The 24,235-nt window shown below is 68.3% G+C and carries 21 protein-coding genes; 13 read left to right on the forward strand and 8 right to left on the reverse strand.

Going from position 1 to position 24,235, the window contains the following annotated elements:
• Nucleotides 1–131: 131 nt before the first annotated feature.
• The 4 genes from tdh (at nt 132) to AC3A5K_RS09920 (ending at nt 4,132) form a co-directional block, all read left to right on the forward strand.
• A complete protein-coding gene (gene tdh / locus AC3A5K_RS09905) occupies nt 132–1,166 on the forward strand; it encodes an L-threonine 3-dehydrogenase (RefSeq protein WP_487617356.1) in 1,035 nt (344 codons plus the stop codon).
• Between the two features lie 848 nt (nt 1,167–2,014).
• Entirely contained in the window at nt 2,015–2,485 is a 471-nt protein-coding gene (locus tag AC3A5K_RS09910) for a hypothetical protein (protein WP_487617357.1), read from the forward strand.
• A complete protein-coding gene (gene kbl / locus AC3A5K_RS09915; RefSeq protein WP_487617358.1) occupies nt 2,401–3,603 on the forward strand; it encodes a glycine C-acetyltransferase in 1,203 nt (400 codons plus the stop codon). The genes AC3A5K_RS09910 and kbl overlap by 85 nt, the downstream gene beginning before the upstream one ends.
• 148 nt (nt 3,604–3,751) lie before the next feature.
• Nucleotides 3,752–4,132, forward strand: a complete 381-nt coding sequence (locus tag AC3A5K_RS09920) for an HNH endonuclease (protein WP_487617359.1) — start codon at nt 3,752–3,754, stop codon at nt 4,130–4,132.
• Between the two features lie 160 nt (nt 4,133–4,292).
• On the opposite strand, the gene AC3A5K_RS09925 is transcribed toward AC3A5K_RS09920, so the two are convergent.
• Both AC3A5K_RS09925 and pdxH read right to left on the reverse strand, forming a co-directional pair.
• Nucleotides 4,293–5,096: a cobalamin-binding protein gene (locus tag AC3A5K_RS09925; protein ID WP_487617360.1), complete on the reverse strand. Its 804-nt coding sequence runs from the start codon at nt 5,094–5,096 to the stop codon at nt 4,293–4,295.
• 86 nt (nt 5,097–5,182) lie between these two features.
• Nucleotides 5,183–5,791 (reverse strand): pyridoxamine 5'-phosphate oxidase, encoded by a 609-nt coding sequence (gene pdxH, locus AC3A5K_RS09930; RefSeq protein ID WP_487617361.1) that lies wholly within the window; start codon nt 5,789–5,791, stop codon nt 5,183–5,185.
• A gap of 68 nt (nt 5,792–5,859) precedes the next feature.
• Here pdxH and AC3A5K_RS09935 point away from each other — a divergent pair, with 68 nt between their 5' ends.
• From AC3A5K_RS09935 to hemE, 5 genes are all read left to right on the forward strand, one after another.
• Nucleotides 5,860–6,669, forward strand: coding sequence for a kinase (locus tag AC3A5K_RS09935; protein ID WP_487617362.1), 810 nt, complete (start codon nt 5,860–5,862; stop codon nt 6,667–6,669).
• A 722-nt stretch (nt 6,670–7,391) separates the two neighbouring features.
• The gene (locus tag AC3A5K_RS09940) at nt 7,392–7,952 is read left to right on the forward strand and encodes a shikimate kinase (RefSeq protein WP_487617363.1); all 561 of its coding nucleotides are present in this window, start codon (nt 7,392–7,394) and stop codon (nt 7,950–7,952) included.
• 73 nt (nt 7,953–8,025) lie between these two features.
• Nucleotides 8,026–9,120 (forward strand): 3-dehydroquinate synthase, encoded by a 1,095-nt coding sequence (gene aroB, locus AC3A5K_RS09945; RefSeq protein WP_487617364.1) that lies wholly within the window; start codon nt 8,026–8,028, stop codon nt 9,118–9,120.
• A 26-nt stretch (nt 9,121–9,146) separates the two neighbouring features.
• A complete protein-coding gene (locus AC3A5K_RS09950) occupies nt 9,147–9,401 on the forward strand; it encodes a WGR domain-containing protein (RefSeq protein ID WP_487617365.1) in 255 nt (84 codons plus the stop codon).
• A gap of 37 nt (nt 9,402–9,438) precedes the next feature.
• The gene (gene hemE / locus AC3A5K_RS09955) at nt 9,439–10,515 is read left to right on the forward strand and encodes a uroporphyrinogen decarboxylase (RefSeq protein ID WP_487617366.1); all 1,077 of its coding nucleotides are present in this window, start codon (nt 9,439–9,441) and stop codon (nt 10,513–10,515) included.
• 4 nt (nt 10,516–10,519) lie between these two features.
• On the opposite strand, the gene pdeM is transcribed toward hemE, so the two are convergent.
• From pdeM to AC3A5K_RS09980, 5 genes are all read right to left on the reverse strand, one after another.
• The gene (gene pdeM / locus AC3A5K_RS09960) at nt 10,520–11,179 is read right to left on the reverse strand and encodes a ligase-associated DNA damage response endonuclease PdeM (protein WP_487617728.1); all 660 of its coding nucleotides are present in this window, start codon (nt 11,177–11,179) and stop codon (nt 10,520–10,522) included.
• Nucleotides 11,180–11,186: 7 nt separating this feature from the next.
• Nucleotides 11,187–13,640, reverse strand: coding sequence for a ligase-associated DNA damage response DEXH box helicase (locus AC3A5K_RS09965; protein ID WP_487617729.1), 2,454 nt, complete (start codon nt 13,638–13,640; stop codon nt 11,187–11,189).
• A 118-nt stretch (nt 13,641–13,758) separates the two neighbouring features.
• The gene (locus tag AC3A5K_RS09970; protein WP_487617367.1) at nt 13,759–15,465 is read right to left on the reverse strand and encodes a cisplatin damage response ATP-dependent DNA ligase; all 1,707 of its coding nucleotides are present in this window, start codon (nt 15,463–15,465) and stop codon (nt 13,759–13,761) included.
• Nucleotides 15,466–15,718: 253 nt separating this feature from the next.
• A complete protein-coding gene (locus AC3A5K_RS09975; protein WP_487617368.1) occupies nt 15,719–16,720 on the reverse strand; it encodes a ligase-associated DNA damage response exonuclease in 1,002 nt (333 codons plus the stop codon).
• 124 nt (nt 16,721–16,844) lie between these two features.
• Complete coding sequence (locus tag AC3A5K_RS09980) at nt 16,845–20,423, reverse strand: hybrid sensor histidine kinase/response regulator (RefSeq protein WP_487617369.1); 3,579 nt, start codon at nt 20,421–20,423, stop codon at nt 16,845–16,847.
• A 150-nt stretch (nt 20,424–20,573) separates the two neighbouring features.
• Between AC3A5K_RS09980 and AC3A5K_RS09985 the strand changes: the two genes are divergently transcribed.
• From AC3A5K_RS09985 to AC3A5K_RS09995, 3 genes are read left to right on the forward strand one after another with little or no spacing between them, the layout of a single operon-like run.
• Entirely contained in the window at nt 20,574–21,293 is a 720-nt protein-coding gene (locus AC3A5K_RS09985; protein WP_487617370.1) for a YceI family protein, read from the forward strand.
• A complete protein-coding gene (locus AC3A5K_RS09990) occupies nt 21,290–21,874 on the forward strand; it encodes a cytochrome b (RefSeq protein WP_487617371.1) in 585 nt (194 codons plus the stop codon). Before AC3A5K_RS09985 ends, AC3A5K_RS09990 begins: the two co-directional genes overlap by 4 nt.
• A gap of 4 nt (nt 21,875–21,878) precedes the next feature.
• Nucleotides 21,879–22,436, forward strand: a complete 558-nt coding sequence (locus AC3A5K_RS09995; protein ID WP_487617372.1) for a YceI family protein — start codon at nt 21,879–21,881, stop codon at nt 22,434–22,436.
• A gap of 16 nt (nt 22,437–22,452) precedes the next feature.
• On the opposite strand, the gene AC3A5K_RS10000 is transcribed toward AC3A5K_RS09995, so the two are convergent.
• Entirely contained in the window at nt 22,453–22,689 is a 237-nt protein-coding gene (locus AC3A5K_RS10000) for a glutaredoxin family protein (RefSeq protein WP_487617373.1), read from the reverse strand.
• A 49-nt stretch (nt 22,690–22,738) separates the two neighbouring features.
• On the opposite strand from AC3A5K_RS10000, the gene AC3A5K_RS10005 reads away from it, so the two are divergent.
• Nucleotides 22,739–24,121, forward strand: a complete 1,383-nt coding sequence (locus AC3A5K_RS10005) for an L-serine ammonia-lyase (protein WP_487617374.1) — start codon at nt 22,739–22,741, stop codon at nt 24,119–24,121.
• The last annotated feature ends 114 nt before the right edge of the window (nt 24,122–24,235 follow it).

Consider the following 24,235-nt stretch of genomic DNA (forward strand, 5'->3'; position numbering starts at 1 on the left):
GTTCGATCGAAACGGGGCGCCAAGTCTAACCGCAGCGAAACGGTGCTCCGTTGCGCCGCAGCGCAGCAGGGCGGCCGCGGGCGGCGTCGTATAATCGCCGGCTCTTTTCGCCCACGGCAGGCAGTCCCACGATGGCCCAGACAATGAAGGCGCTGGTCAAGCGCGAAGCGACCAAAGGCATCTGGATGGCCGAAGTGCCGGTGCCGGCGCCGGGTCCGAACGACGTGCTGATCCGCGTCGAGAAGGCCGCGATCTGCGGCACCGACCTGCACATCTACCTGTGGGACGAGTGGAGCCAGCGCACGATCACGCCGGGTCTGGTCATCGGCCACGAGTTCGTCGGCCGTATCGTCGAGCTGGGCTCGGCGGTCACTGGCTATGAAGTCGGCCAGCGCGTCTCGGCAGAGGGTCACCTGGTCTGCGGTCATTGCCGCAACTGCCGTGCCGGCCGCCCGCACCTGTGCCCGAACACCGTCGGCATCGGTGTGACCCGCAACGGCGCGTTCGCCGAATACGTGGTGATGCCGGCAACCAACCTGTGGCCGATCCCCGACCAGATTCCGAGCGAGCTGGCCGCGTTCTTCGATCCCTACGGCAACGCCGCGCACTGCGCGCTGGAATTCGACGTCGTCGGCGAGGACGTGCTGATCACCGGCGCCGGCCCGATCGGCGTGATGGCCGCGGGCATCTGCAAGCACATCGGTGCGCGCAACGTGGTGGTGACCGACGTCAACGACTTCCGCCTGAAGCTGGCCGCCGACATGGGCGCCACGCGCGTGGTCAACGTGTCGAACACCTCGCTCAAGGACGTCATGAAGGACCTCCACATGGAGGGCTTCGACGTGGGCCTGGAGATGAGCGGCAACCCGGTCGCGTTCAACGACATGCTCGACTGCATGTACCACGGCGGCAAGGTCGCGCTGCTCGGCATCCTGCCCAAGGGCGCCGGCATCGACTGGGACCGCATCATCTTCAAGGGCCTCACCGTGCAGGGCATCTACGGCCGGAAGATGTACGAGACCTGGTACAAGATGACCCAGCTCGTGCTGTCGGGCTTCCCGCTCGGCAAGGTGCTCAGCCACCAGTTGCCGGCCGACGAATTCCAGAAGGGTTTCGACCTGATGGAATCGGGCAAGTCGGGCAAGGTCGTGCTCGACTGGCGTTGAGCAACCGGCGCGTGGCGGAGCACCCGCTGACGCGCCCTGCCCCATGAGCAAGTGGCACGCTCCGGCGTGCCGCTGCTGCTTCCAGTCTCGCCGTTCCGGGTGTTCAGGCGTGGCGCATGCGGCGTCAATCCAGCCTCGTCGGTCGCTTGCCGTCATCGCGAACTGCGCCCTGACGCCGGGGGCATTCGGCAGCGTCACCGACCTCCGGTCCTGCACTCGCGGACCTGCCCGCGCTGCACTGCGTTGCGAACGCGCAGGGCTGTTTCCAGGTCGGCACACCCGAAGCCGCGGTCCATCTCGCGGATGACGCATCGGCAGCTGCCGCCGACTTCTCGCGCTACTTCGGCAGACCTGCGCCACCCGGTGCGGTGATCGCTGCCGGAGCCGGACAGGCGATCACGACCGCCGCAGGCGATGCATTGATGACGGCGGGCGCAAGTTCGCAGCCGCCGTGGCTCCACACCACCGAACGTCGTGCGACGCAACGCATCGCGGGCGAGCGCCAGTGCGCAGTCGGTTGCCGGATACCAGCGATGCCGACATCCGCGCCCGCGTCGTGCGGCGCTTCCGGCACCTTCGACATCGGGCAGCGATGCAACGGATCGCAGCGCGCGCCGGCGTAGATCGGGCACATGCTGTTGATGCGCACGTTCTGGCCTGCGCCGCGGGAAGCGTCAGCCGCGTCTCCGCGTTACGGCGGCCCGGACCCGGACTCGACGAACTCGCCGCGGTGCTGATGGAGTCGGATGCGACGGCGGACCGCCGCCGTGCCCTGCTCCCCCCCCGGGGCGCAGGCGCACCTGCAGCATTTCTTTGCGTAACCGCACCTCTTTGCGTAACCGCACCCGATGACCGCGCAGATCCCCGTGCTGCAGGCCGAGGCCGCGCCGGGCGGCAATGTCCGCATGATCTCGGACGACGCCGCGCGACGCCCGGCGGCAGACGTCCGATGGCTCTACGCGCAGTCCCGCAGCGTGGCCGATTTCCTGCTGGCGTCCGGCGACGACCCGGCCGTGTTCGGCGGCATCGCTGCATGCCTGGCCCACGGCGGCGACATGGACGGCTGGCTCGCCGTGCATGGCGCGCAGCACGGATTGCCGGCGTCGATCGCTGCACTGGACACGGCCTGGACGCAGTGGCGCGCTGCACATGCGCCGTTGCAGGGACGGAGGCGCCGCAAGTCCGTTGACGGCCGCTTGGTAGAATCGCGGCCTTCCCGTTTCCGGAATGCCCGATGGCCGCCGTCTCCAATACCCAGCGCTACGCCGACACCCTCGACGAGATCCGCGACGCCGGGCTGTTCAAGGCCGAGCGCGTGATCACCGGCCCGCAGTCGGCCGAAATCACGCTCGAAGACGGCCGCACGGTGCTGAACTTCTGCGCCAACAACTATCTGGGGCTGGCCGACCATCCGGACATCATCGCCGCGGCCAAGGACGCACTCGATACGCACGGATTCGGCATGGCGTCGGTGCGCTTCATCTGCGGCACGCAGGATCTGCACAAGCAGCTCGAGCAGACCATCGCGGACTTCTTCGGCAAGGAGGACACGATTCTCTACGCCGCGTGCTTCGATGCGAACGGCGGCCTGTACGAGCCGCTGCTCGGCGAGGAGGACGCGATCATCTCCGATGCGCTTAACCACGCCTCGATCATCGACGGCATCCGCCTGTGCAAGGCCAAGCGCTACCGCTACGCCAACTGCGACATGGCGGATCTGGAGAAACAGCTGCAGCAGGCCCGCGCCGACGGCGCACGCACGATCCTGATCTCGACCGACGGCGTGTTCTCGATGGACGGCTTCATCGCGCCGCTCGACGAGATCACCGCGCTCGCCGCGAAGTACGACGCGCTGGTGCACATCGACGAATGCCACGCGACCGGCTTCCTCGGCGACACCGGCCGCGGCTCGGCGGAGGTCAAGGGGGTGCTGGAGAAGATCGACATCGTCACCGGCACGCTCGGCAAGGCCATGGGCGGCGCGCTCGGCGGTTTCACGACGGCCAAGCGCGAAGTCATCGAACTGCTGCGCCAGCGCTCGCGCCCCTACCTGTTCTCGAACTCGCTGCCGCCGCACGTCGTCGCCGCCGGCATTAAGGCCTTCGAGATGCTCGACGCCGCCGGCGATCTGCGCACGCAGCTGGTCGAAAACACCCGCTACTTCCGCGAGAAAATGACGGCTGCCGGCTTCGACGTGCGCCCCGGCGTGCATCCGATCAGCCCGGTGATGCTCTACGACGCCAAGCTGGCGCAGCGTTTCGCCGAGCGCCTGCTCGAGGAAGGCATCTACGCGATCGGCTTCTTCTTCCCGGTCGTCGCGAAAGAGCAGGCGCGTATCCGCACCCAGATCAGCGCCGCGCACACGCGTGAACACCTGGACCGCGCGATCGATGCGTTCACCCGCATCGGCCACGAGCTGGGCGTGTTGAAGGCCTGAGAACGTGTCCAGCGTCCTGCTGCGCTGGGCATTTGACGCGCGTGCGGTGCTCTAAGTGCACACGTGCTGCCAGGGTCGTTGCGCTGTCTGCGTGCCGTCACGCGCCACCGGGCTGCGCTCGCGACGGCCGTTGAGCAGGTTCTGAGCCATGCGCGCCGCGCTGCGACGGCGCCTGCTGCGTGCGGCGCAGACCGATGCCCTCGCCGTGTTCGACGACGGCATCTGGTCGACGCGTTGCCTGCACTGCCGCAGTGCGTTGCAGGTGCGCGACGATGGCGCGCCGCTGGGACTCGCGACGCTGGAACACGTGGTGCCGCAGGCGTGGTTCGGTCGACGCGCGGCGGCAGCGTTGACGGCGCAGGTCGGCGACGATGCGGAAGATCCACGCAACCTCGCGCTCGCCTGTGCGCGCTGCAATCACGACAAGGGCAAGGGCCACGATGCCCGCGGCCCCGGCGACGCCCGCGCACGCGAAGTCGTCGAAGCTTTGCTGCTCAGGCGCCTCGGTCGCTGGCGTGTACCGGCGTAGGCGTGGACTGCAGCCACAGCGCCTCGCAACAACGCGCCTGTCTGGTACATGGAATCTGCCCGAACCGCACCGATCAGCGGCTGTCGCGGACGGTCGCTATGGGAATTTCATGTCCGCGCGCATCCCTGACGTCACGGAGCGCAGAACGCACCCCATCCGGTCAGCGCCTGCGCGCCCAGGCCTGCACGATGGCGGCGATCTGCGTCACGCCATCGGTCAGCGCCGCCGGCCCGGGCTGCAGGATCAGCGGCGATTTGATCTCGTGCAGTTCGCCGTCGCGCACCGCGGGAATCGCCTCCCAGCCCGGACGCGCGGCGACGCGCTCGGGGCGGAACTTCTTGCCGCACCACGAGCCGAGAATGATGTCGGGTGCGCGCTCGACCACCGGATCGCCGTTGGCGAGAATCCGCGCCTTGGCCAGTGATTCGGCCGACAGTTCCGGGAACACGTCGTCGCCACCGGCAATGCGCACCAGCTCGGCGACCCAGCGGATGCCGGTGATGATCGGCTCGTCCCATTCCTCGAAATAGACGCGCGGGCGCCGCGGCAGACGCGCGCTTTCGGCCTCGATCGCCTCCAGTCCGCGGCGCAGTTCGTCCGCATATGCATTGGCGCGCGCCGCGCAGCCGACCAGTGCACCGAGCCGGCGCACGTAGTCGACGATGCCATCGACACTGCGGTGATTGCTGATCCACACCTCGACCCCGCGGCGCACCAGCTCGGCGGCGATGTCGGCCTGGATGTCGGAGAAGCCGACGACGAAATCCGGTTCGAGTTTGAGGATCTCGTCGATCTTCGCGCTGGTGAACGCGCTGACCTTGGGCTTCTCCTTGCGCGCCTGCGGCGGCCGCACGGTGAAGCCGCTGATGCCGACGATGCGGTCCTGCTCACCGAGCGCGTACAGGACTTCGGTCGGTTCCTCGGTCAGGCAGACGATGCGCTGCGGTCCACGGGCCTTGCGCAATTGGTGATTGGCGATTGGTGATTCGGAAGAGCCGCAGCGCGCATTCGTGTTCGAATCACGATTCACCAATGACGAATCACTGCTCCTCACGGATACAGCATCCGCTTGCGGCAATCGCCGGCGCAATCGCACTCGTAGAGCCAGCGCTCGTGGAGACGGTACTCGGCGCCGTACCAGAACTCGACGCGATCCGGGCGCACGCGCAGGCCCGACCAGCGCTGCGGACGCGGCACGTCGCGGCCTTCGAACTCGCGTTCGAGATCGGCCAGCCGCTGCTCGAAGGTCTCGCGCGTATCGAGCACCTCGGACTGCTTCGACGCCCACGCGCCCAGCTGGCTGCCGCGCGGACGCGAGGCGAAGTAGGCATCGGCCTCCTCGTCGGCGACGATCACCACCGGCCCTTCGATGCGTACCTGCACGCCCTTGCGCACGCGCGGCCAGTGGAACAGCAGCGCGGCGTGCGGGTTTTCCTGCAGCTCGCGGCCCTTGCGGCCGTCGAGGTGGGTGTAGAAGACGAAGCCGCGTTCATCCCATGCCTTGAGCAGCACCGTGCGCGCCGACGGCCGGCCGTCCAGCGCGGCGGTGGCGACGGTCATCGCGGTGCGGTCGGGCTCGCCGGCGGCCTGGGCCTCGTCGAACAGCGTGGCGAAGGTGCCGAGGGCTTCAGACAGCAGGGTCGTGGTGGCAGTGGTCATGCGTCGATGATCGCCGCAGCCCGCCACGATGTCGAACCGCGGCGCAGCACGCGCGCTATCGTGCGCCGATGCACGCACCCACCGCCGCGCCCTGGCCCGACACCCTCGTCCACACCCTGCTGCACGGCCTCAAGCCGGGCGCCGCGCCGCGCGTGCTCGGCATCAGCGGCCTGCAGGGCACAGGCAAATCCACACTGGCCGCGCAGGTGGTCGCCGCGGCCGAGGCCCGCGGGCTGCGCGCCGCCGTGCTCTCGCTGGATGATCTGTACCTCGATCGCGATGCCCGGCAGGCGCTCGCCCGCGACGTGCACCCGCTGCTGGCGACCCGCGGCCCGCCCGGCACGCATGAGGTCGCGCTGGGTCTCGCCGCGTTCGAAGCCGTGCGCACGGGCACGCCGGTCCGCCTGCCGCGCTTCGACAAGCTCGGCGACCGGCGCCTGCCGGAAGCCGGCTGGCCGATGGTCCAGGGCCTCGACGTGCTGCTGTTCGAAGGCTGGTGCGTCGGCACCCCCGCCGAACCCGCGACCGCGCTCATTGAACCTGTCAACACCCTGGAACGCGACGAAGACCCCAGCGGCACCTGGCGCCGCTGGTGCAACACCGCCCTCGCCCGCGACTACCCCGCGCTGTGGGCCGGCCTCGACCGGCTGCTGTTCCTGCAACCGCCCGGCTTCGACGTGGTCTTCGACTGGCGCCTGCAGCAGGAACAGGCGCTGCAGGCGGCCGAACCGGGGCGTGGCGGGATGGATGCAACGGGCGTTGCGCGGTTCGTACAGCACTACGAGCGGGTAAGCCGGCAGGCGTTGCGGACGTTGCCGGATCTGGCGGATGTGGTGGTGACGCTCGATGCCGACCGGGGGATTGTTTCGGCGGGGTGAGCTCGCGGCTGGCCTGCGCTCTGCCACGTACATGATCTCCGCTTCTGAGGCCGGTCCCGTTGCCGTTGCCGTTGCCGTTGCCGTTGCCGTTGCCGTTGCCAGATCGAAAAGCGAACGTGCCCGCGCCAACCCGGAGGGCGCCGCCCATGGATGGGCGGCATTTTCCGACCGAGGCAGGATGCCGAATCGGAAAATCCCTGCGCACTACAAGCCGCGGGCTTCGGACGTTTCGGGGAGACGTTTTTCTTTGGTTCCGTTTCTTTGACTCACATCTCCGATGCTCGCCCCTTCGGGGTCGGCTTCGCCGTTCGCGCTAGGCGCGTGGGCGTCAACCAAAAGAAATGAACTCGGCCGCGTCAGCGGACGAAAGCGGTTGATATTGCTGCTCTTACTCTCTGCACAGGAGTGCATAAAACAACATCAAACGCTTCCACTCGCCTTGCGGCGAGCGGGTTCATTTCTTTTGCTGGCCCAAAAGAAACAGAACTAAAGAAAAGGGCCAGCCCCGACGGAGCTCACTCGGCGTGTCACTTGTTCCGGGATTTTTCGACTCGCCATCCTGGCTCGGTCGAAAAACGGCGGGCATCCATGCCCGCCGCCCTCCGGGTCTGGGCACAGCCGGAAGGCATCCGGTTTCAAGAAAGCCAGAGCAAACTCGATAAGCACCCAAACTTGCGCCTGCAACCTTCGGCGCCTCCCGCACCCGCTGCTAGCATGACGCCATGCATGCCGCCCCCAACCTCGTGCTCGTCGGTCCGATGGGCGCCGGAAAATCCTCGATCGGCCGCCGTATCGCACGGCGCTTCGGGCTGGCGTTCGTCGATGTGGACCACGAGATCGAAGTCCGCACCGGCGCGACCATTCCGATGATCTTCGACTGCGAAGGCGAAGCCGGATTCCGCGAACGCGAACGGCTGGTGCTGGTCGACGTGCTGGCGGGAGAACGCCAGGTCGTCGCCACCGGCGGCGGCGCGGTGCTCGATGCCGACAACCGTGCGGCGATGCGCGCGCGCGGCCTGGTGGTGCACATGCATGCCGACGTCGAGGCCCAGCTGACCCGGCTGGCACGCGACCGCACGCGGCCGTTGCTGGCGCATGGCGACCGGCGTGAAGTTCTCGAGCGGCTCGCGGCCGAGCGCGCACCGATGTATGCCGACGCCGCGCACCTGCGTTTCGACACAGGCCTGCACGCCTGCGGCGATGCGGCGGCGCAACTGGGCCATCTGGTGCAGGCGCACTGGCAGCCCCCCGCGCGGCCGGCACGTCCGCTCGACTGCGCATGACCCCTTCCCCCGACTCACTGCCCGCGCGGACGCGTTGCGCGTCGTCGCGGGCCGCATTTCCTGGATCCAGACGATGACGCCTACATCCCACGAGGTCGCCGTCGGCGGCGACAGCCCCTACGCCATCCACATCGGCCCCGCCCTGCTCGACGACGGTGCGCTGCTGACGCGCAGCCTGCGCGGCGGCGAGGCGATGCTGGTCAGCGAAGCCAATGTCGCCCCGCTCTATGCCGACCGCGTGGCCGCGGCCCTGCAGTCGGCCAGGCCGCAGCTGCGCGTGCACCGCCACGTGCTGCCCGCCGGCGAAGCCGCCAAGACGCTCGCCCACTTCGCCGAGGTCACCGACGCACTGGCCGATGCCCGCGTGCGCCGCGATGCCACGGTGTTCGCACTCGGCGGCGGCGTGATCGGCGATCTGGCCGGTTTCGCCGCGGCCTGCTGGATGCGCGGCATCGACTGCGTGCAGCTGCCGACCACGCTGCTGGCGATGGTGGATTCGTCGGTCGGCGGCAAGACCGCGGTCGATCTGCCGCAGGGCAAGAACCTGGTCGGCGCCTTCCATCCGCCGCGCGCGGTGATCGCCGATACCGCGGTCCTGCGGACGCTGCCACCGCGCGAACTGCGCGCCGGACTGGCCGAAGTGGTGAAGTACGGCGCGCTGGGCGATGCGGGTTTTCTCGACTGGCTCGACGACCATGCCGATGCGCTGCTGGCGATGGACGACGCCGTGCTGGCCGAGGCGATCGCACGCAGCTGCGCGCACAAGGCGGCGATCGTCGCGCGTGATCCTTTCGAGCATGGCGAGCGCGCCCTGCTCAACCTGGGCCACACCTTTGGCCATGCCATCGAAACCGAACAGCGTTACGACGGCCTCAACCATGGCGAAGCGGTCGCGGTCGGCATGGTGCTGGCGGCGCGCTTGTCTGAAGCGCTGGGACTGGCACGGGCGGCGGACACGCAGCGCCTGCGCGACCTGCTGGTGCGCCTGCAGCTGCCGGTCGACGTGCCGGCCGGACTCGATCCCGAGCGCCTGCTCGCCCACATACGCCTGGACAAGAAGGCGGTCGCCGGCGGCCTGCGTTTCATCGTCTGGCGCGGCGTGGGCCGCGCGGAGGTCCTGAGCGACGTGCCGGAACCCTCCGTTCTGTCGGTCCTGCAAGAGGCCTGAACACCCCACGCCGTACAATCGGCGCCATGCGCCTGTTCCTGCAACAGCACCCCGACGGCCACGAATCTCCGCGTTTCGTGCAGCTGACCCTGCAGCCCGATCTGCTGGGCGGCTGGACATTGCTGCGCGAGAGCGGACAGGTCGGCGGCCGCAGCACGCTGCGGCGCGACCAGTTCCTCGACCAGCCAAGCGCACTCAAGGCGCTGGAAGCGGCGCGCGATGCGCAGCTCAAGCGCGGCTTCCAGCTGATGTTCGCGCGTGGCAGCGACGCGCCCGCGTGATCCGACGCCTCCATCTTTCCCAGGAATCCACTCCGCGATGTCTCCCGCCGCCCTGCAGAACGACCGCTTTCTCCGCGCCCTCCGCCGTGAACCCGTCGATCGCACGCCCGTCTGGCTGATGCGCCAGGCCGGCCGTTACCTGCCCGAGTACCGCGCATCGCGCAAGGCCGCCGGCAGCTTCCTGGCGATGGCAAAGAATCCCGATCTCGCCTGCGAGGTCACGCTGCAACCTCTGGCGCGCTTCGACCTCGACGCGGCGATCCTGTTCTCCGACATCCTGACCATTCCCGATGCGATGGGTCTGGATCTGTACTTCGTCGAAGGCGAAGGCCCGAAGTTCCGCCAACCTGTGCGTGACGCGGCCAGCATCGCGAAGCTCGGCGTGCCGGACATGGAAACCGACCTGCGTTACGTCATGGATGCGGTCCGCGTGATCCGCCGCGAACTCGACGGCAAGGTGCCGCTGATCGGTTTCTCCGGCAGCCCGTGGACGCTGGCCTGCTACATGGTCGAAGGCGGCGGCAGCAAGGATTTCGCCCGCATCAAGGCGATGGCACTCAACGATCCGAAGGCGCTGCACGCGCTGCTGTCGGTCAACACCGATGCGGTGATCGCCTATCTCGCCGCGCAGCGCGCGGCCGGCGCGCAGGCGCTGCAGGTGTTCGACACCTGGGGCGGCGTGCTGTCACCGGCGATGTACCGCGAATTCTCGCTGCCGTATCTGACCCGCATCGCCCAAGAACTGCAGCGCGGCGACGGCGCCGAGCGCACGCCGCTGATCCTGTTCGGCAAGGGCAACGCCGCGTATCTCGATGAACTCTCGCGCTCGGGCGCCGAAGGTGTCGGCGTCGACTGGCTGATCGAACTCGGCGACGCCGCGCGTCGCACGGAAGGCCGCGTCGCGCTGCAGGGCAACCTCGATCCCACGACGCTCTACGGCGCGCCCGATGCAATCCGCGCCCAGGTCCGCCACGCGCTCGACAGCTACCGCGACGGCAACAACGGTTCGCGCGACGGCCACATCTTCAACCTTGGTCACGGCATGTCGCCGGACATGAATCCCGACCACGTCGGCGTACTGGTCGACGAAGTGCACGCGTACAGCGCGCGCTGAGTTTTCAGCCCGACACCTCGACCACCACATCCGGTGCGCACGCAAACAGGCGCGTGCCGGGCTCGCGATTCACACGCCAGCCGCCGGCGAACGCGGTGAAGGCCGGCAGTACGCCGGCGGATTCGCCGAACAGGAAAGCCGGCAGGCGCGGCACGCCCGGCAAGCGCACGACGGGATGTAGATGGCCGCCGAGCCGGTAGCCGGCGACGTCCGCGCCATGCGCCGGGTCGTGGACGAACAGGAAGGGCGCGAACGACAGCGCGTGTCCATGCATATGGATGCCGAGCGTATCGGCCACGGCGGGACGTGCAGTGAGCGCGCGGTCGTGATTGCCCCCCACCAGCTCCACCGACAGCGCCTGCCGGCCGCCGCGCCAGTCCATCCACGCATCGCGCCAGTGCGCATCGTGGACGGCCGCGTGCAGCAGATCGCCCAGCACCAGCAGACGCGTGGCGCGGGTCTGCGTCATCAACGCGTCCAGCCGTTCGAGATCGTGCGCGGTACCGCCCCTGGGCAGGGCGATGCCGGCGCGACGGAAATGATCGCCCTTGCCCAGATGCAGATCGGCGATCGCGAGCAGCGACATCCGCGGCCACCACAGCGCGCGGTCTGGCAGCAGCACCACGGATTCGCCAGCCAGCGTGATGCCGAGGCTGCCGGGCACCGGCAACTCAACCACGATTGCGTTTCTCCAGCTGCGCCGCAGCACGCTGCACGCGCGTGCGCCAGTCCTCGGTGCTGAGCTGGCCGCGCAGCGACTCGGCCCACAACGGAAACGACATCGGGGTGAATGTCTTGAGCGGATGCAGCGCGAGCGTGCGCGCGCTGCAGTCTTCCAGTGTCTCGCGCAGTCGCACGACTTCGAGCTGCGCGGCGAAGACTTCGCGTTCGGCCAGCGCGAGCAGCATGTGATCGGGATCGTGGCGGCGCAGCACGTCGAACAGCAGTCCACTCGACGCCTGCACCTGGCGCATTGAACGCGGCGCGCGACCCGGCAGCGATGGCGGCAGCAGACCGGCGACGCGGGCGATGTCGCGGAACTGGCGACGTGCAAGTTCGGCCAGATTGAGGCTCTCGCGCAGATCCTCGAGCAGCGATTCCGGCGTCAGCAATGCGGCGATGTCGTCGACATCGAGCTCGACATCCTGTGCGGGCGACAGCACCAGGCCGTAGTCGTTTGCCGAGAACGAGAAACTGTTGGGATGACGCCGGCCCCAGCGCAGCGACCACAGCGCGGCAAGTCCTTCGTGCACCTGCCGGCCGGCGAAGGGATACAGGAACAGATGCCGGCCGCCGCGCACGTGGATCCATTCCACCAGCAGGCGGCCCGGCGCCGGCAATGCCGACAGGCGCTGCTGCAGATCGAGCAGGCGCCCGATCGCGCGCAGTTCCGGCACGTCGCGCGGCGCTTCGAACAGGCGCTCGACCTCGTGCGCCAGCGTGCCCGACAGCGCCATACGCCCGCCCGACCATTTCGGCACGGTCCCGCTGCCGGACTTCGCCACGCGCACATAGGCGGTCATGTCTTCCAGCCGCACGAGTTCCAGTGTGCGTCCGGCGAACTGGAACTTGTCGCGCGGTCGCAGGCGGCCGATGAAACTTTCTTCCACCGAACCCAGACCGCCGCCCCGCATCAGCTTCACCCGCACCGAGCCATCGCTGGCGATGGTGCCGATCGACAGCCGATGGCGCAGTGCGATGCGCCGGTCGTCGACGCGGTAGACGCCCGCCTCGTCGCGCACGACGCGGCGGAACTCGGGATAGTGCGCGAGCGCGGTGCCGCCCTGCACGATGAAGTCGAGCACCGCGCGCCACGCGGTGTCGTCGAGTGCGCGGAAGGCGTGGGTGTCGCGCACTTCCGCGAGCAGCGCATCGGCCTCGAAGCCGCCGCCGAGCGCCAGCGTGACGCAATGCTGGGCCAGCACGTCGAGACTGAGCACCGGCGGCGGTCGCGACTCGATGGTGCCGGCGGCGACCGCGGCGCGCGCGGCGGCGTATTCGACGAGTTCCAGCGCATGCGTCGGCACGCAGACCACGTGCCCCGCTTCGCCGGGACGATGCCGCGCGCGGCCGGCGCGCTGCAGCAGGCGCGAGACCCCCTTCGGGCTGCCGATCTGCAGCACCTGGTCGACCGCGGGGAAATCGACGCCCAGATCGAGACTGGACGTCGCAACCACGCAGCGGATGCTGCCGTCGCGCAGGCCGTCTTCAGCGGTAGCGCGCAGCTTGGGTTCGAGCGAACCATGGTGCAGCGCCAGGGTTTCGGGCGCTTCCGGCCACACGGCATTCAAGGCGCGATGCCACAACTCGGCCTGCGATCGCGTATTGGCGAACAGCAGGCTGGTGCGCTCGGCCATCAGTCGTTCGAGCACGCGCGGCAACTGCGCCAGACCGAGATGACCGCCCCACGGGAAACGTTCGTCCTCGCCGGGCAACAGGGTGTCGAGGGTGAAGCGCTTGGGCGCGACGCCGGCGACCAGTGGCGCATTCGGCAGATGCGGCAGCAAGGCGTCGCGTGCTTCGTCCAGATTGCCGAGCGTCGCCGACACGCCCCAGATCCGCAGCGCAGGATTCAGGCGACGCAGGCGCGCGAGCGCCAGCTGCAGCAGCACGCCGCGCTTGTTGCCGAGCAGCTCGTGCCACTCGTCGACGACGACGCACTGCAGCTGCGACAACTGTGGCGCCATGTCGGCATAGGACTGCAGCAGCGACAGCGATTCGGGCGTCGTGACGAGCACATCGGCCTGCCCGCTGCGCGCGAGACGCCGGTCGCGCGCGCTCGCATCGCCCGTGCGCATCGCCACTACCCAGTCCAGCCCGAGCGCTTCGATCGGTGCCCGCAACGCGCGCGTGGTATCGACCGCGAGCGCGCGCAATGGCGTGATCCACAGCACCTTGAGGCTGCCGGGCGGACGCGTCACAGGTCGCTTGCGCGGTTTCGATGGTGCTTCGGCATGCGGCATGGACGCGACTGCTTCGAGCAGCGGACCGCCGATCGCGGCCAGCGTCTTGCCGCTGCCGGTCGGCGTCTGCAGCAGGCCGGACTCGCCGGCGAGATAGCGCTTCCAGACCTCGCGCTGGAATGGCGCAGCGGTCCAGCCCTGCGCTTCGAACCATGCGCGCATCGGCGCATCGGGGCCGCGCAGACGCTTCACCGGCTGTTCCCGTGGGAGCGCGCTTGCGAGCGATGGAACACTTCCGATACATCCTCTTCGCGCGCAAGCGCGCTCCCACACATGCACGTCATCGCGCCAGTGCCTTCAAGGTGTCCAGCCGGTCGGCCTCGGCCATCGGCTTGTCGTGGCGCCAGCGCAGGATGCGCGGGAACCGCACAGCGATGCCGGACTTGTGCCGCTTCGACACGTTGACCGCTTCGAAGCCGAGTTCGAACACGTGGTGCGCACGCACCGAGCGCACTGGTCCGAAGCGTTCCAGCGTGTGCGCGCGGATCCACTTGTCGAGCGCGAGAATCTCGCTGTCGTCGAGACCGGAGTACGCCTTCGCCACCGGCACCAGCGTGTCGCCGTCCCATAGGCCGAAGGTGTAGTCGGTGTAGAGCGTGCTGCGGCGACCGTGCCCGGCCTGCGCATAGAGCAGCACCGCATCGATGGTCAGCGGATCGATCTTCCACTTCCACCAGTCGCCGCGACGCCGACCGGTCTGGTACGGCGCACTCGCGCGCTTGAGCATCAGGCCTTCGACGCCGCGATCGCGTGCCTCCCCGCGCAACCGTGCCGCTGCCGACCAGTCCGCGACGTCGACACGGGGCGACACGACGATGCGCGGATCGCCGTGCGCGGTGATCAGGGCTTCCAGCGCTGCGCGGCGTTCGTGCTGCGGCCGGGCGCGCCAGTCTTCGCCGTCGCGTTCGAGCAGGTCGTAGACCTGCAGGCGCACCGGCGTGTCGGCCAGCGTCTTCGGTCCGGGCTTAAGCCGCTGGATGCGCGTCTGCAAGGCGGTGAACGGCAGCGGCGCATCGTCGTCCGCGCGCCAGGCCAGCAGTTCGCCGTCGAGCACGACGCCGTCGGGCAAGGCCATCGCGGCCGCTTCGATTTCCGGGAAGCGCCCGTCCAGACGCTCCTCGCCGCGCGACCACAGCGCGACCTCGCCATCGCGACGCAGCAGCTGCAGCCGGATGCCGTCCCACTTCCATTCGAGCAGCCAGTCCTCGATCGGACCGAGCGCACGCGCGACGGCATCGGGATCGTTGGCGAGCGCGACGATGTCGGGCGCGACCGTCGGCGCGTCGTCTTCGACCCGCTCCGCCTCGGGTAGACCCGCTTCCGCGCGCAATGCGGACTCCAGCGGCGAGGCGAGAAAGAACGGATACGGCTGCTGGCGATCGCCGGGCAGTTCTTCCGGCGACAGCAGATCGCGCAGGAACTCCGGTGTCGGTGCCCAGCTGCCGAGCATGCGTTGCGCGAGGCGTGCAATGTTGATGCCGGTCAGCTCGGCCAACGCCTGCTGCACCAGCCGCTGCGACACGCCGACGCGCAGCGCGCCGGTCAGCAGTTTGTTGAACAGCAGGCGCTCGTCGAAGCGCAGCGTGCGCCAAGCCTCGACGATGACGGCGCGACGGATCTCGACGTCCTTGTTGGCGACCGGCAGCAAGCGGGTTTCGATCCAGTCCGCGAGTGCGACGTCCGGCGACGCCTCCGCCGGATCGCCTAGCAGCAATGCCAGCGTCTCGCCCAGATCGCCGACCTGGTCATAGCTGTCGTCGACCAGCCAGTCAGGCGTGCCCGACTCGACCGCGATCCACTCGCGCAGTTCGCGGGTATTGGCGATCTTCTTGCGCGCACTGGCGACTTTGCCGCCCGAGAGCAGATACAGCGCCCATGCCGCATCGCGCGGCGGCGCCTCGCGAAAATAGCGGATCAGCGCCGCGCGCTTGTCGAGCGTGGCAGTGCTCTGGTCGAGCTCGCGATAGAGCTGCGCGAAGCGTTTCATGCGCGTGCCTGCCTTGTCGGGCTGCCGCACCCTTTTGCCCTGCCACGCAATTCTCTCAAGCCGTCATTCCCGCGCAGGCGGGAATCCATGGACGTTGAAGCTGTCAAGATCGAAGTCATTGGATTCCCGCCTGCGCGGGAATGACGGCACATCACCGTCGCTTCTGCGGTCGCTGCTGCCCTGGCCTTTGACTTATCGGGCCGTAGAGCGAACCGAGCACCGGAGCCTGACATGGCCAGAGCGCTGACAGCCATCACTCCTCGCCCCCGAAATCCGTCCGGAAAGCCTCGGCCGCGATCCCGTCCTCGCGCAGCGCGCGGATGATCGCGTCGGTATTGCCGTGCGTGGCGATCACCCGCGAAGCGCCGGTTTCGCGCACGGTGCGCATCAGGTCCGGCCAGTCGGCGTGGTCGGACACGACGAAGCCGCGGTCGTAGTTGCGGCGACGCCGGTTGCCACGGATCTGCATCCAGCCGGATGCGAAGCCCTGCTGCGCACGGCGGAACCGGCGGATCCAGGAACTGCCCGCAGCGGATGGCGGCGCGAGGACGAGCTTGCCGGCGAAGTCGGCAGCCTTGTCGGTGTCGGCCACCGGCAATGTGTCGATCAGTGACACGCCGGCGCGGCGATACACCTCGACGCCGGTGGCGACGGCGCCATGCAACAGCACAGGTTCGTCGGTGTGCACCGCGAGTTCGGCCAGCACGCGCTGCGCCTTGCCGAGCGCGTAGCAGTAGAGGATCGCCGCCTCGCCGCGTTCGGCGCAGTGGTCGCGCCAGGCGACGATGTCGCGTGCGACTTCGGACGTGTCTGGCCAGCGGTAGACCGGCAGCCCGAACGTCGCCTCGGTGATGAAGGTGTCGCAGCGCACGACCTCGAACGGGTCGCAGGTCGGGTCATGCTGGCGCTTGTAGTCGCCCGAAGCGACCCAGACTTCGCCTTCGACTTCGACGCGCACCTGCGCCGAGCCCAGCACGTGCCCGGCGGGATGCAGCGACACCGTGGCATGGCCCATCTGGAACTGCACGCCGTATTCGTGCGCCGCGTAGATCTGCTCACCGAGTCGCCATTCGAGGATCGGCAGACCGATCCGGGTCGTGTGATACGCGCCCATGCCGGTCCGGGCATGATCGCCGTGCCCATGCGTGATCACCGCGCGCGGCACCGGGCGCCACGGGTCGATGTGGAAATCGCCCGCGGGGCAATACAGCCCTTCCGGGCGCAGCTGGATCAGATCGTTGGACGCGACGGCCATGGGCGCAGTCTGGGTAGCGGCTTGTGCACGAGGCGGCAAGCCTGCAACCGCGCTGTCGCGGGATATGAGACGCCGGTACAGGGACGCCCACGCCGTTCAGGCGTGCCGACGTCTCCGACGTTTCTTACAACCCCGCGTCCGGACGTCCATCGCTTCGCGCGGGCCGCCAGCTCCATGCCAGCGTGTCCGACAGCATTTCGCCGGTCAGCGGTTTGCGCAGGAAGCCATTGAAGCCGGCCTCGCGCGCCGCCGCCTCGGCATCGGCGTCGGCGCGCGCGGTCACCGCGACCATCGGCTGCGTGAACCCGTGCGCACGCAGCATGCCGGCCAGCGTCAGCCCGTCGATGCCGGGCAGGTCCAGATCGAGCAACGCGAGATCGAACGACCGCGCGGCGACCTCCGACAAGGCCGCGAGCCCGTGGATCACGTGCACCACTTCATGCCCCTGCGATTGCAGCAGCCCGGAGATGACTTCGGCCACGGTCTGGTCGTCCTCGACCAGCAGAATTTCCAGCCCCACGGCCGCGGTGATGCGCTGATGTCCGATATCGAGACGCTGCCGCGGCGGGTCGGTGACGGTCGGCAGCGGGAGGCAGATCCGGAAGCGCGTGCCCACGCCAGGCGTGCTCTCGACTTCGATCTGTCCGCCCATCGCCGTCGATAGTTCCTGGCTGATCGCCAGCCCGAGGCCGCTGCCGCCGTAGCGCGAGGCGGTGCGCGCGCCGTCGGCCTGCTCGAACCTGCGGAACAGACGCTCGCGCTGCGCATCGCTCAGGCCGGGGCCCGTGTCGCTGACGAGGAAACCCAGGACACCGCTCGGATCGACATCCACATGCAGACCCACACTGCCGCTTTCGGTGAACTTCACCGCATTGCCGAGCAGGTTGAGCAGGATCTGGCGCACTCGTCCCGAATCGCCATACACCCAGGCAGGAACGTCCGGATGGGTCGAAACCTCGAATTCCAGCGCCTTCTGGCGTGCCATCGGTTCACACAGCGCGACGACGTCCTGCACGAGGCGCGCAACTTCGAAGGCCTGTGGGTCAAGCTCCAGCTTTCCGGCTTCGATGCGCGCGAGGTCCAGTGCGTCGTTGACCAGACGCATCAGGTGTTCGCCCGCCCGGCGTATCGATTCGGCATGACCGCGCTGGCGCACGTCTAGCGTCGTGTGCAACAGCAGTTCGCTCATGCCAAGGACACCCGTCATGGGCGTTCGGACCTCATGACCGAGCGTTGCGAGGAAGCGGGTTTTTGCAAGTGACGCCTGCTCGGCAACCTCACGCTTGTGCTCGGCCAACTGCCAGCCGGCTGTGCGGCGCAGGCGTTGGCGGTAAGACGCGGCGGCAATCGCAAGCATGATGAGAACGAGCGCGAGTGCACCCAGATAGGCCCAGATTGTTTGCCACCACGGAGGCGCCTGATGGATCTGCAGCGGTTCGAGTGCACTCCAGTCTCCATCTTCGGTCCGAGCCTCGACCTGGAGGACATAGCGTCCAGGCTCCAGGCGCGGAAAGACGCGTTCGGCCGTTTCGTCGGCGTGCACCCATTCGGTCTCGTAGCCCTCGAGCCGGAACCGGTAATGATGTGTATGTGCGTCCGTAAACGAGAGCAGCCGCGCCGCGACCCGCAGATCCCGATCGCCGTGCTGCAGTTCGATTTGCCCCTGCGTCGGCAATGCGACATTGTCGTCACCGCGACGCAGATTCAGCAGTTCGATGACCAGCGGCGGCGTTGTCTCGCGGCGATGCACATCCCGCGGATGGAACAGCAGAAGGCCCTCCGGGCTGCCGACCGCAAGATGTCCCGCCTGCGACACCCCGAATCTCTGGTCGCTGAAATCCTGGCTGGGAAGCCCGTCGCGGGCACCATAGATGCGGATACGGGACGTCGATGGTTCAACGCGTACGATGCCGCGCACGGTGGTCATCCAGACGGTGCCCGCTTCATCGATGGCCATGCCGCCGGACATCACCAGAGGCAGCCCGTCGGCCTGCTTGAACGTACGTTGCAGTTCGAGCGCGGTTCCGTTCCAGCGGTAGGCAGCGAGCACTCCGACACCCGAGATCCAGACCGTGTCCGGGTCCTGCTGCGCGAACGCAGCCGTGGCCCAGTCGGGTCCGCCGGGGACCGGCTCGAAATGTCCGCCTGCGCCGGTCCACCTGTAGATGCCGGCATTCGTGGCGAGCCACAGGGCGCCGTCAGGACCTCGGGTCGACTGCGTCGGCCGGATCGCAGTCTCCGGGCTGCTGAAATCGTTCCATCGGATCGATTCGATGACGCGCCCGTCCGGCGCTCGCGCCTGGATACCGTGGTAACTCGTGAACCAAAGGGTGCCGTCATCCATCTCCGCGATGTGATCGATATGGCCTTCGAGCGCAGGATCCTTGGCGTCATCGTGATGCCAACGCTGGATTGCACCGGTCCTCGGGTCGAACCGCACCGTCTGCTCGAAGCAGCCGATCCAGACCATCCCGCTGGCGGCCTCGTGCACGCTCCGGATCACAAGATTTCCACAGGCCTTCGGCTGGCGGTGTTCGACTCGCCCCGAGCTGGGGTCGAGATGCTCGAGCATGCCGCCGCTGCCGACCAGCCAGAAACCGCCGTCGGCGGCAGATGCGATGCCGCGGACAAAGGCATTCGCCATCGATGTCGGCTCGGACACCTGCCGCTGCAGGACCGTGAAATTCCGCCAGTTCGCAGGCAGATACCAGAGGGCCGCATCACTACTGCCGAACCAGAGTCCGCCTTCCCTGTCCTGGTAGGCGGATGTCCAGTACGGCCGCAAGGCGCCCCGACTTGCATAACTGATGAGCGGCACGTCTTCGACACGACCGTCCAGTACACGCGCAAGTCCGCTTCGGGTGTCGAACCATCGCGCGCCCTGTCGATCCTCGATCAGCATGTGCAACATCGGCTCGTACAGCACCGGATCGCGCAAGGGCACGCGCTCGATGCTTCCGTCGGCGCGAAGGACGACACTGTCCGCCGCGACCCCGATCCAGAGATCGCCGCTCCCGTCGAACGTCAGGCCATCCACCACGCGGGAGGCCCCCTCCGGCATTTCGATCGGTGCGAAATCGTGTCCCGTCCACGACGCGACACCATTACGGGTGCCGATCCAAAGGGTGCCGTCCGGTCCGATGGCGAAGTAACCCACGCTGTCCGAGGGCAAGCTGCGCGGATCGTCTGCGTTGGCCTGGAACCGCCGTAGACCACCATCGGGCGCGAGCCGGTACAGCCCGGACTCGCCGGTACCGAACCACACCGCGCCGTCAGAAGTCGAGATCACGCTCCATACGTCATCTACGCTGATCTCGGGATGCGAGGCGTTGTTGTAATGGGTAAACGTCGTCCGGCCGGCGTCCAGCATCGACAGGGAACCGCGACTTGTCCCGATCCAGACGCGGTCCTGCGCATCGACGTGTACAGCCCATACCAAGTTGTTCTGAAGGCCATCCTCGACCCGCCAGACGCGAAATCCGACGCCGTCGAACCGCGCAAGTCCATCGCGCGTCGCGACCCACAGATAGCCCTGACGATCCTCTGCGATCCCGTTCACCCGGTTCGACGGCAATCCGTCGAGCACACCGATCTGCCGCGGCTGCGGAATGCTGGCCGTTACCGCGGTGCCCTGCGCCCATGCCGCGCCAGCCCAAGGGCAGCACAGCCACGCCACCAGAATCATCCTTGAAAGAAAACGCATCCCGCTCCCCGAAGAACACGAACACCCGATCACCGCGCGTCCCGAGCGGCATCCTCGCAACGCTGCGTTGTCACCGCAAGTTGCGCCGTATACAGGGCCCGCGCCTAGAATCGGTACGAGCGCCCGCTCCGCTGCCATCCGGATCCTCCGATGCGACTGCCGTGCCAGCTTCTCCTGTCCGCCCTCCTGCTGTTCGGCACGGGCGCCGCCGTCATGGCGGCGCCGGCGCAGTACACGCTCGACCCGGTCCACACGCGCGTGCAGTTCGCGATCGACCATGCGGGCTTTTCGAAAGCGATCGGGACGGTGTCGGGCAGCACCGGCACGATCGTGTTCGATCCGGACGACTGGAGCACCGCGCGGGTGGAGGTGTCGATCCCGATCGCGCGCGTCGACCTCGGCGATGCCAAGTGGAACCAGGCGACGCTGGCGCGCAACCTGCTCGATGCCGAGCGGCATCCGGTCGCGACCTTCATCTCCACCCGCATCGAGCCGATCGACGCCCAGCGCGCGATCGTGCGTGGCGATCTCACCCTGCGCGGCGAAACCCGCGAGGTGGCGTTGCAGGTCGTGCTGAACGGGTTGAAGCGCCATCCGCTGCCGCCGTTCCGCCGCACCGTGGGCTTTTCCGCGACCGCTGCGCTGTCGCGCGCCGACTTCGGTATCGATGCCTGGCGATCGGTGATCGGCGATGCGGTCGAACTGCGGCTCGAAGTCGAGGCCACGCGCAGCCGCGGCGGCGCGGGTGCTGCGGATGCCGGAGACGATGCCGACATCCCTGACGACGCGGACGATCTCGATCTCCCGCCACCCGACGCGCCGCCGGCGGATGATCAGCCTGCCATGCCGCAGACGGAGCCGACGCCATGAGCCTGCGCAATCCGCCCGATCGCTGGGGCGGCGTCAGCCAGCTGCTGCACTGGCTGGTCGTGATGTTGATCCTGAGCACCGGGCTCATCGGCCTGCTGATGGGCGACATGCGTGCCAGCCCCACCAAGGTCGAGGTCTATGCACTGCACAAATCGCTGGGGCTGACGATCCTGGCGCTGGCGACGCTGCGGCTGCTGTGGCGTCTGTACGCCGGCGCGCCGCGCCCGGTGCCCGGCACGCCACGCTGGCAGCACCGGATCGCGTCGCTCACGCACTGGCTGCTGTACGGCCTGCTGTTCGCGATTCCGCTCAGCGGCTGGACCTTCAACTCCGCTGCCGGCTATCCGCTGCAGTGGTTCAAGCTGTTCAACCTGCCGGCGCTGGTGTCCCGCGACGCGGATCTGCGCCAGCTCGCCGGCAACATGCACGAGCTGCTGTTCTGGACCCTGGTCGGTGTGGCGCTGCTGCACGCAGCGGCCGCGCTCTATCACCACATCTTCCAACGTGACGACACGCTGGCGCGCATGCTGCCGCGTGGCTGGCTGCGTCGCCGCACCCCGACTTCCCCTCTCCAGGATTGATGCCATGCGCATGCTCCGCTCCCTCGCCCTCGGCGCGCTGACCGTCGCGCTCGCCATCCCCGTCTTCGCCGCCGATTACGTGCAGGCGCCCGGGTCCTCGCTGGCGTTTGCCGGCAAATACCAGGGCGAGACCTTCTCCGGTACCTTTCCCGGATTCCGCACGACGGTGCGCTTCGACCCGGCCGATCTGGCCGGCAGTCACCTGTCGGTGACCATCCCGCTTGCCACGGCGACCACGCGAAACCCGGATTACGACGGCGAGATGCGGGGTGCGTCGTTTTTCGACGCGAGCCGCTTCGCGCAGGCCACCTACACCGCGACCGGCTTCCGCGATCTCGGCAATGGCCAGTACGCGGCGGACGGCACCCTGGACCTGCGCGGCGTGCGCAAGCCGGTCACGCTGACCTTCACCTGGACGCCGGGCGCGCGCCCGCTCCTGGCCGGCCGCGCGTCGGTGGACCGGCTCGCATTCGGCGTCGGCAGCGGCGAATGGGCGGATACCGCGACGATCCCGGCCGCGATCGCGGTCAGCACCCGGGTCTATCTGCAACCGGCGAAGTGAGCCCGCGCGGCGCAGCTCAGCGACCGAGCCAGCGCCGCGTGGTGTCGGCGTCGAAGGGCCAGTCGAGTTCGCGACCATCGGTCGCGTTGCGCAGCACCGGGACGCGCACGCCGTAGCGGGCCTCGAGCGCGGCGTCTCCATCGATGAAGACGCTGTCGAACGCCGGCGTGCCGGCGGCGGCGAGGACATCGAGCGCCAGATCGCAGAGATGGCAGTCGTCGCGCTGGTACAGGATCAGGGTGGGAACTGTCATGCCGCGTCGCGTCAGGCCTGCATGCAGGCGCGGCCCGTAGAATAGCCACATGGCAGTCAGCACGTTCGACCTCTACAAGATCGGCATCGGGCCGAGTTCCTCGCACACCGTCGGGCCGATGCGCGCGGGCGCGCGTTTCGTGCGCCGCTGGCTCGACGTGCCGGGGCGACTGGACGACGTCGTCCGCGTGCGCGCCGAGGTCTTCGGTTCACTCGCCCTGACCGGTCGCGGCCACGGCACCGACAAGGCCGTGATGATGGGCCTCGAAGGCCACATGCCGAACCGGATCGACCCGGACATCATTCCGGATGCGTTGATCCGCATCCGCGGTGAGAAGCGCATCCGTCTCGGCGGCACGCACGAGATCGCCTTCGACGAGAAGTCGGATCTGGTGATGAACAAGCGGCAGAAACTGCCCTTCCACACCAACGGCATGCGCTTCACCGCGTACGACGCCGACGGCGCGGTCATCGCGACGCGCGACTACTACTCGGTGGGCGGCGGCTTCGTCGTCAACGAGGACGAGGCGGCCGAAGACCGCATCGTCGCCGACACCACCGACGTGCCCTACCCGTTCTCGAGTGGCGACGAGCTGATCGCGCAGGCGAACACGCACGGCCTGAGCATCGCGACGCTGATGCTGGAAAACGAGAAGGTCTGGCGCAGCGAGGACGAGATCCGCGACGGCCTGCGCGAACTGTGGGCGGCGATGCAGTCCTGTGTCGCGCGCGGCATCCGCCAGACCGGCACCCTGCCCGGCGGGCTGCACGTCACCCGCCGCGCGCCGGCGCTGCACGCCGAACTCTCATCCAAGCCCGAAGCCGGCATGCGCGATCCGCTGACCGTGCTCGACTGGGTGAACCTCTACGCGCTCGCCGTCAACGAGGAGAACGCCGCCGGTGGCCGCGTCGTCACTGCGCCGACCAATGGCGCGGCCGGCATCCTGCCCGCAGTGCTGCACTACTACGACCGCTTCTGCCCGAATTCCACCGAGCAGGGCATCTTCGATTTCCTGCTGACCGCGTCCGCCGTCGGCATCCTCTACAAGGAAAACGCCAGTATCTCGGGCGCGGAAGTCGGCTGCCAGGGCGAGGTGGGCGTGGCCTGTTCGATGGCCGCCGCCGGCCTGACCGCCGCGCTCGGCGGCACGCCGAGCCAGATCGAGAACGCGGCCGAGATCGGCATGGAACACAACCTCGGCCTGACCTGCGACCCGATCGGCGGCCTGGTGCAGATTCCGTGCATCGAGCGCAACGCGATGGGCGCGGTCAAGGCGATCAACGCCTCGCGCATGGCCTTCCGCGGCGACGGCAAGCACAAGGTCAGCCTCGACAAGGTGATCCGCACGATGCGCGACACCGGCCGTGACATGCGCGACAAGTACAAGGAAACCTCGCGCGGCGGTCTGGCGGTCAACGTCATCGAGTGCTGAGCGCGCGACGCGTCTGCGCGTACCCGCCTGTCTCCCCCCCCCCGACGGTCGGGCAGCATCCTGATGTCGCAAACGGTTCCGCATTAGTGCGGTCTTGGATTGTCTGCCATCCGC

This window comes from Luteimonas sp. Soil_C_5 (assembly GCF_057656615.1).

Coding starts and splice junctions, on each gene's coding strand:
- AC3A5K_RS09935 (WP_487617362.1), top strand. CDS start 5,860: ATGCACGCACCCACCGCCGCGCCCTGGCCCGACACCCTCGTCCACACC.
- AC3A5K_RS09975 (WP_487617368.1), bottom strand. CDS start 16,720: ATGGCCGTCGCGTCCAACGATCTGATCCAGCTGCGCCCGGAAGGGCTG.
- AC3A5K_RS09940 (WP_487617363.1), top strand. CDS start 7,392: ATGCATGCCGCCCCCAACCTCGTGCTCGTCGGTCCGATGGGCGCCGGA.
- AC3A5K_RS09980 (WP_487617369.1), bottom strand. CDS start 20,423: ATGCGTTTTCTTTCAAGGATGATTCTGGTGGCGTGGCTGTGCTGCCCT.
- tdh (WP_487617356.1), top strand. CDS start 132: ATGGCCCAGACAATGAAGGCGCTGGTCAAGCGCGAAGCGACCAAAGGC.
- AC3A5K_RS10005 (WP_487617374.1), top strand. CDS start 22,739: ATGGCAGTCAGCACGTTCGACCTCTACAAGATCGGCATCGGGCCGAGT.
- kbl (WP_487617358.1), top strand. CDS start 2,401: ATGGCCGCCGTCTCCAATACCCAGCGCTACGCCGACACCCTCGACGAG.
- AC3A5K_RS09910 (WP_487617357.1), top strand. CDS start 2,015: ATGACCGCGCAGATCCCCGTGCTGCAGGCCGAGGCCGCGCCGGGCGGC.
- AC3A5K_RS10000 (WP_487617373.1), bottom strand. CDS start 22,689: ATGACAGTTCCCACCCTGATCCTGTACCAGCGCGACGACTGCCATCTC.
- AC3A5K_RS09970 (WP_487617367.1), bottom strand. CDS start 15,465: ATGAAACGCTTCGCGCAGCTCTATCGCGAGCTCGACCAGAGCACTGCC.
- AC3A5K_RS09990 (WP_487617371.1), top strand. CDS start 21,290: ATGAGCCTGCGCAATCCGCCCGATCGCTGGGGCGGCGTCAGCCAGCTG.
- AC3A5K_RS09985 (WP_487617370.1), top strand. CDS start 20,574: ATGCGACTGCCGTGCCAGCTTCTCCTGTCCGCCCTCCTGCTGTTCGGC.
- aroB (WP_487617364.1), top strand. CDS start 8,026: ATGACGCCTACATCCCACGAGGTCGCCGTCGGCGGCGACAGCCCCTAC.
- AC3A5K_RS09965 (WP_487617729.1), bottom strand. CDS start 13,640: ATGCGCGCATGGTTCGAAGCGCAGGGCTGGACCGCTGCGCCATTCCAG.
- AC3A5K_RS09995 (WP_487617372.1), top strand. CDS start 21,879: ATGCGCATGCTCCGCTCCCTCGCCCTCGGCGCGCTGACCGTCGCGCTC.
- AC3A5K_RS09920 (WP_487617359.1), top strand. CDS start 3,752: ATGCGCGCCGCGCTGCGACGGCGCCTGCTGCGTGCGGCGCAGACCGAT.
- pdxH (WP_487617361.1), bottom strand. CDS start 5,791: ATGACCACTGCCACCACGACCCTGCTGTCTGAAGCCCTCGGCACCTTC.
- AC3A5K_RS09950 (WP_487617365.1), top strand. CDS start 9,147: ATGCGCCTGTTCCTGCAACAGCACCCCGACGGCCACGAATCTCCGCGT.
- hemE (WP_487617366.1), top strand. CDS start 9,439: ATGTCTCCCGCCGCCCTGCAGAACGACCGCTTTCTCCGCGCCCTCCGC.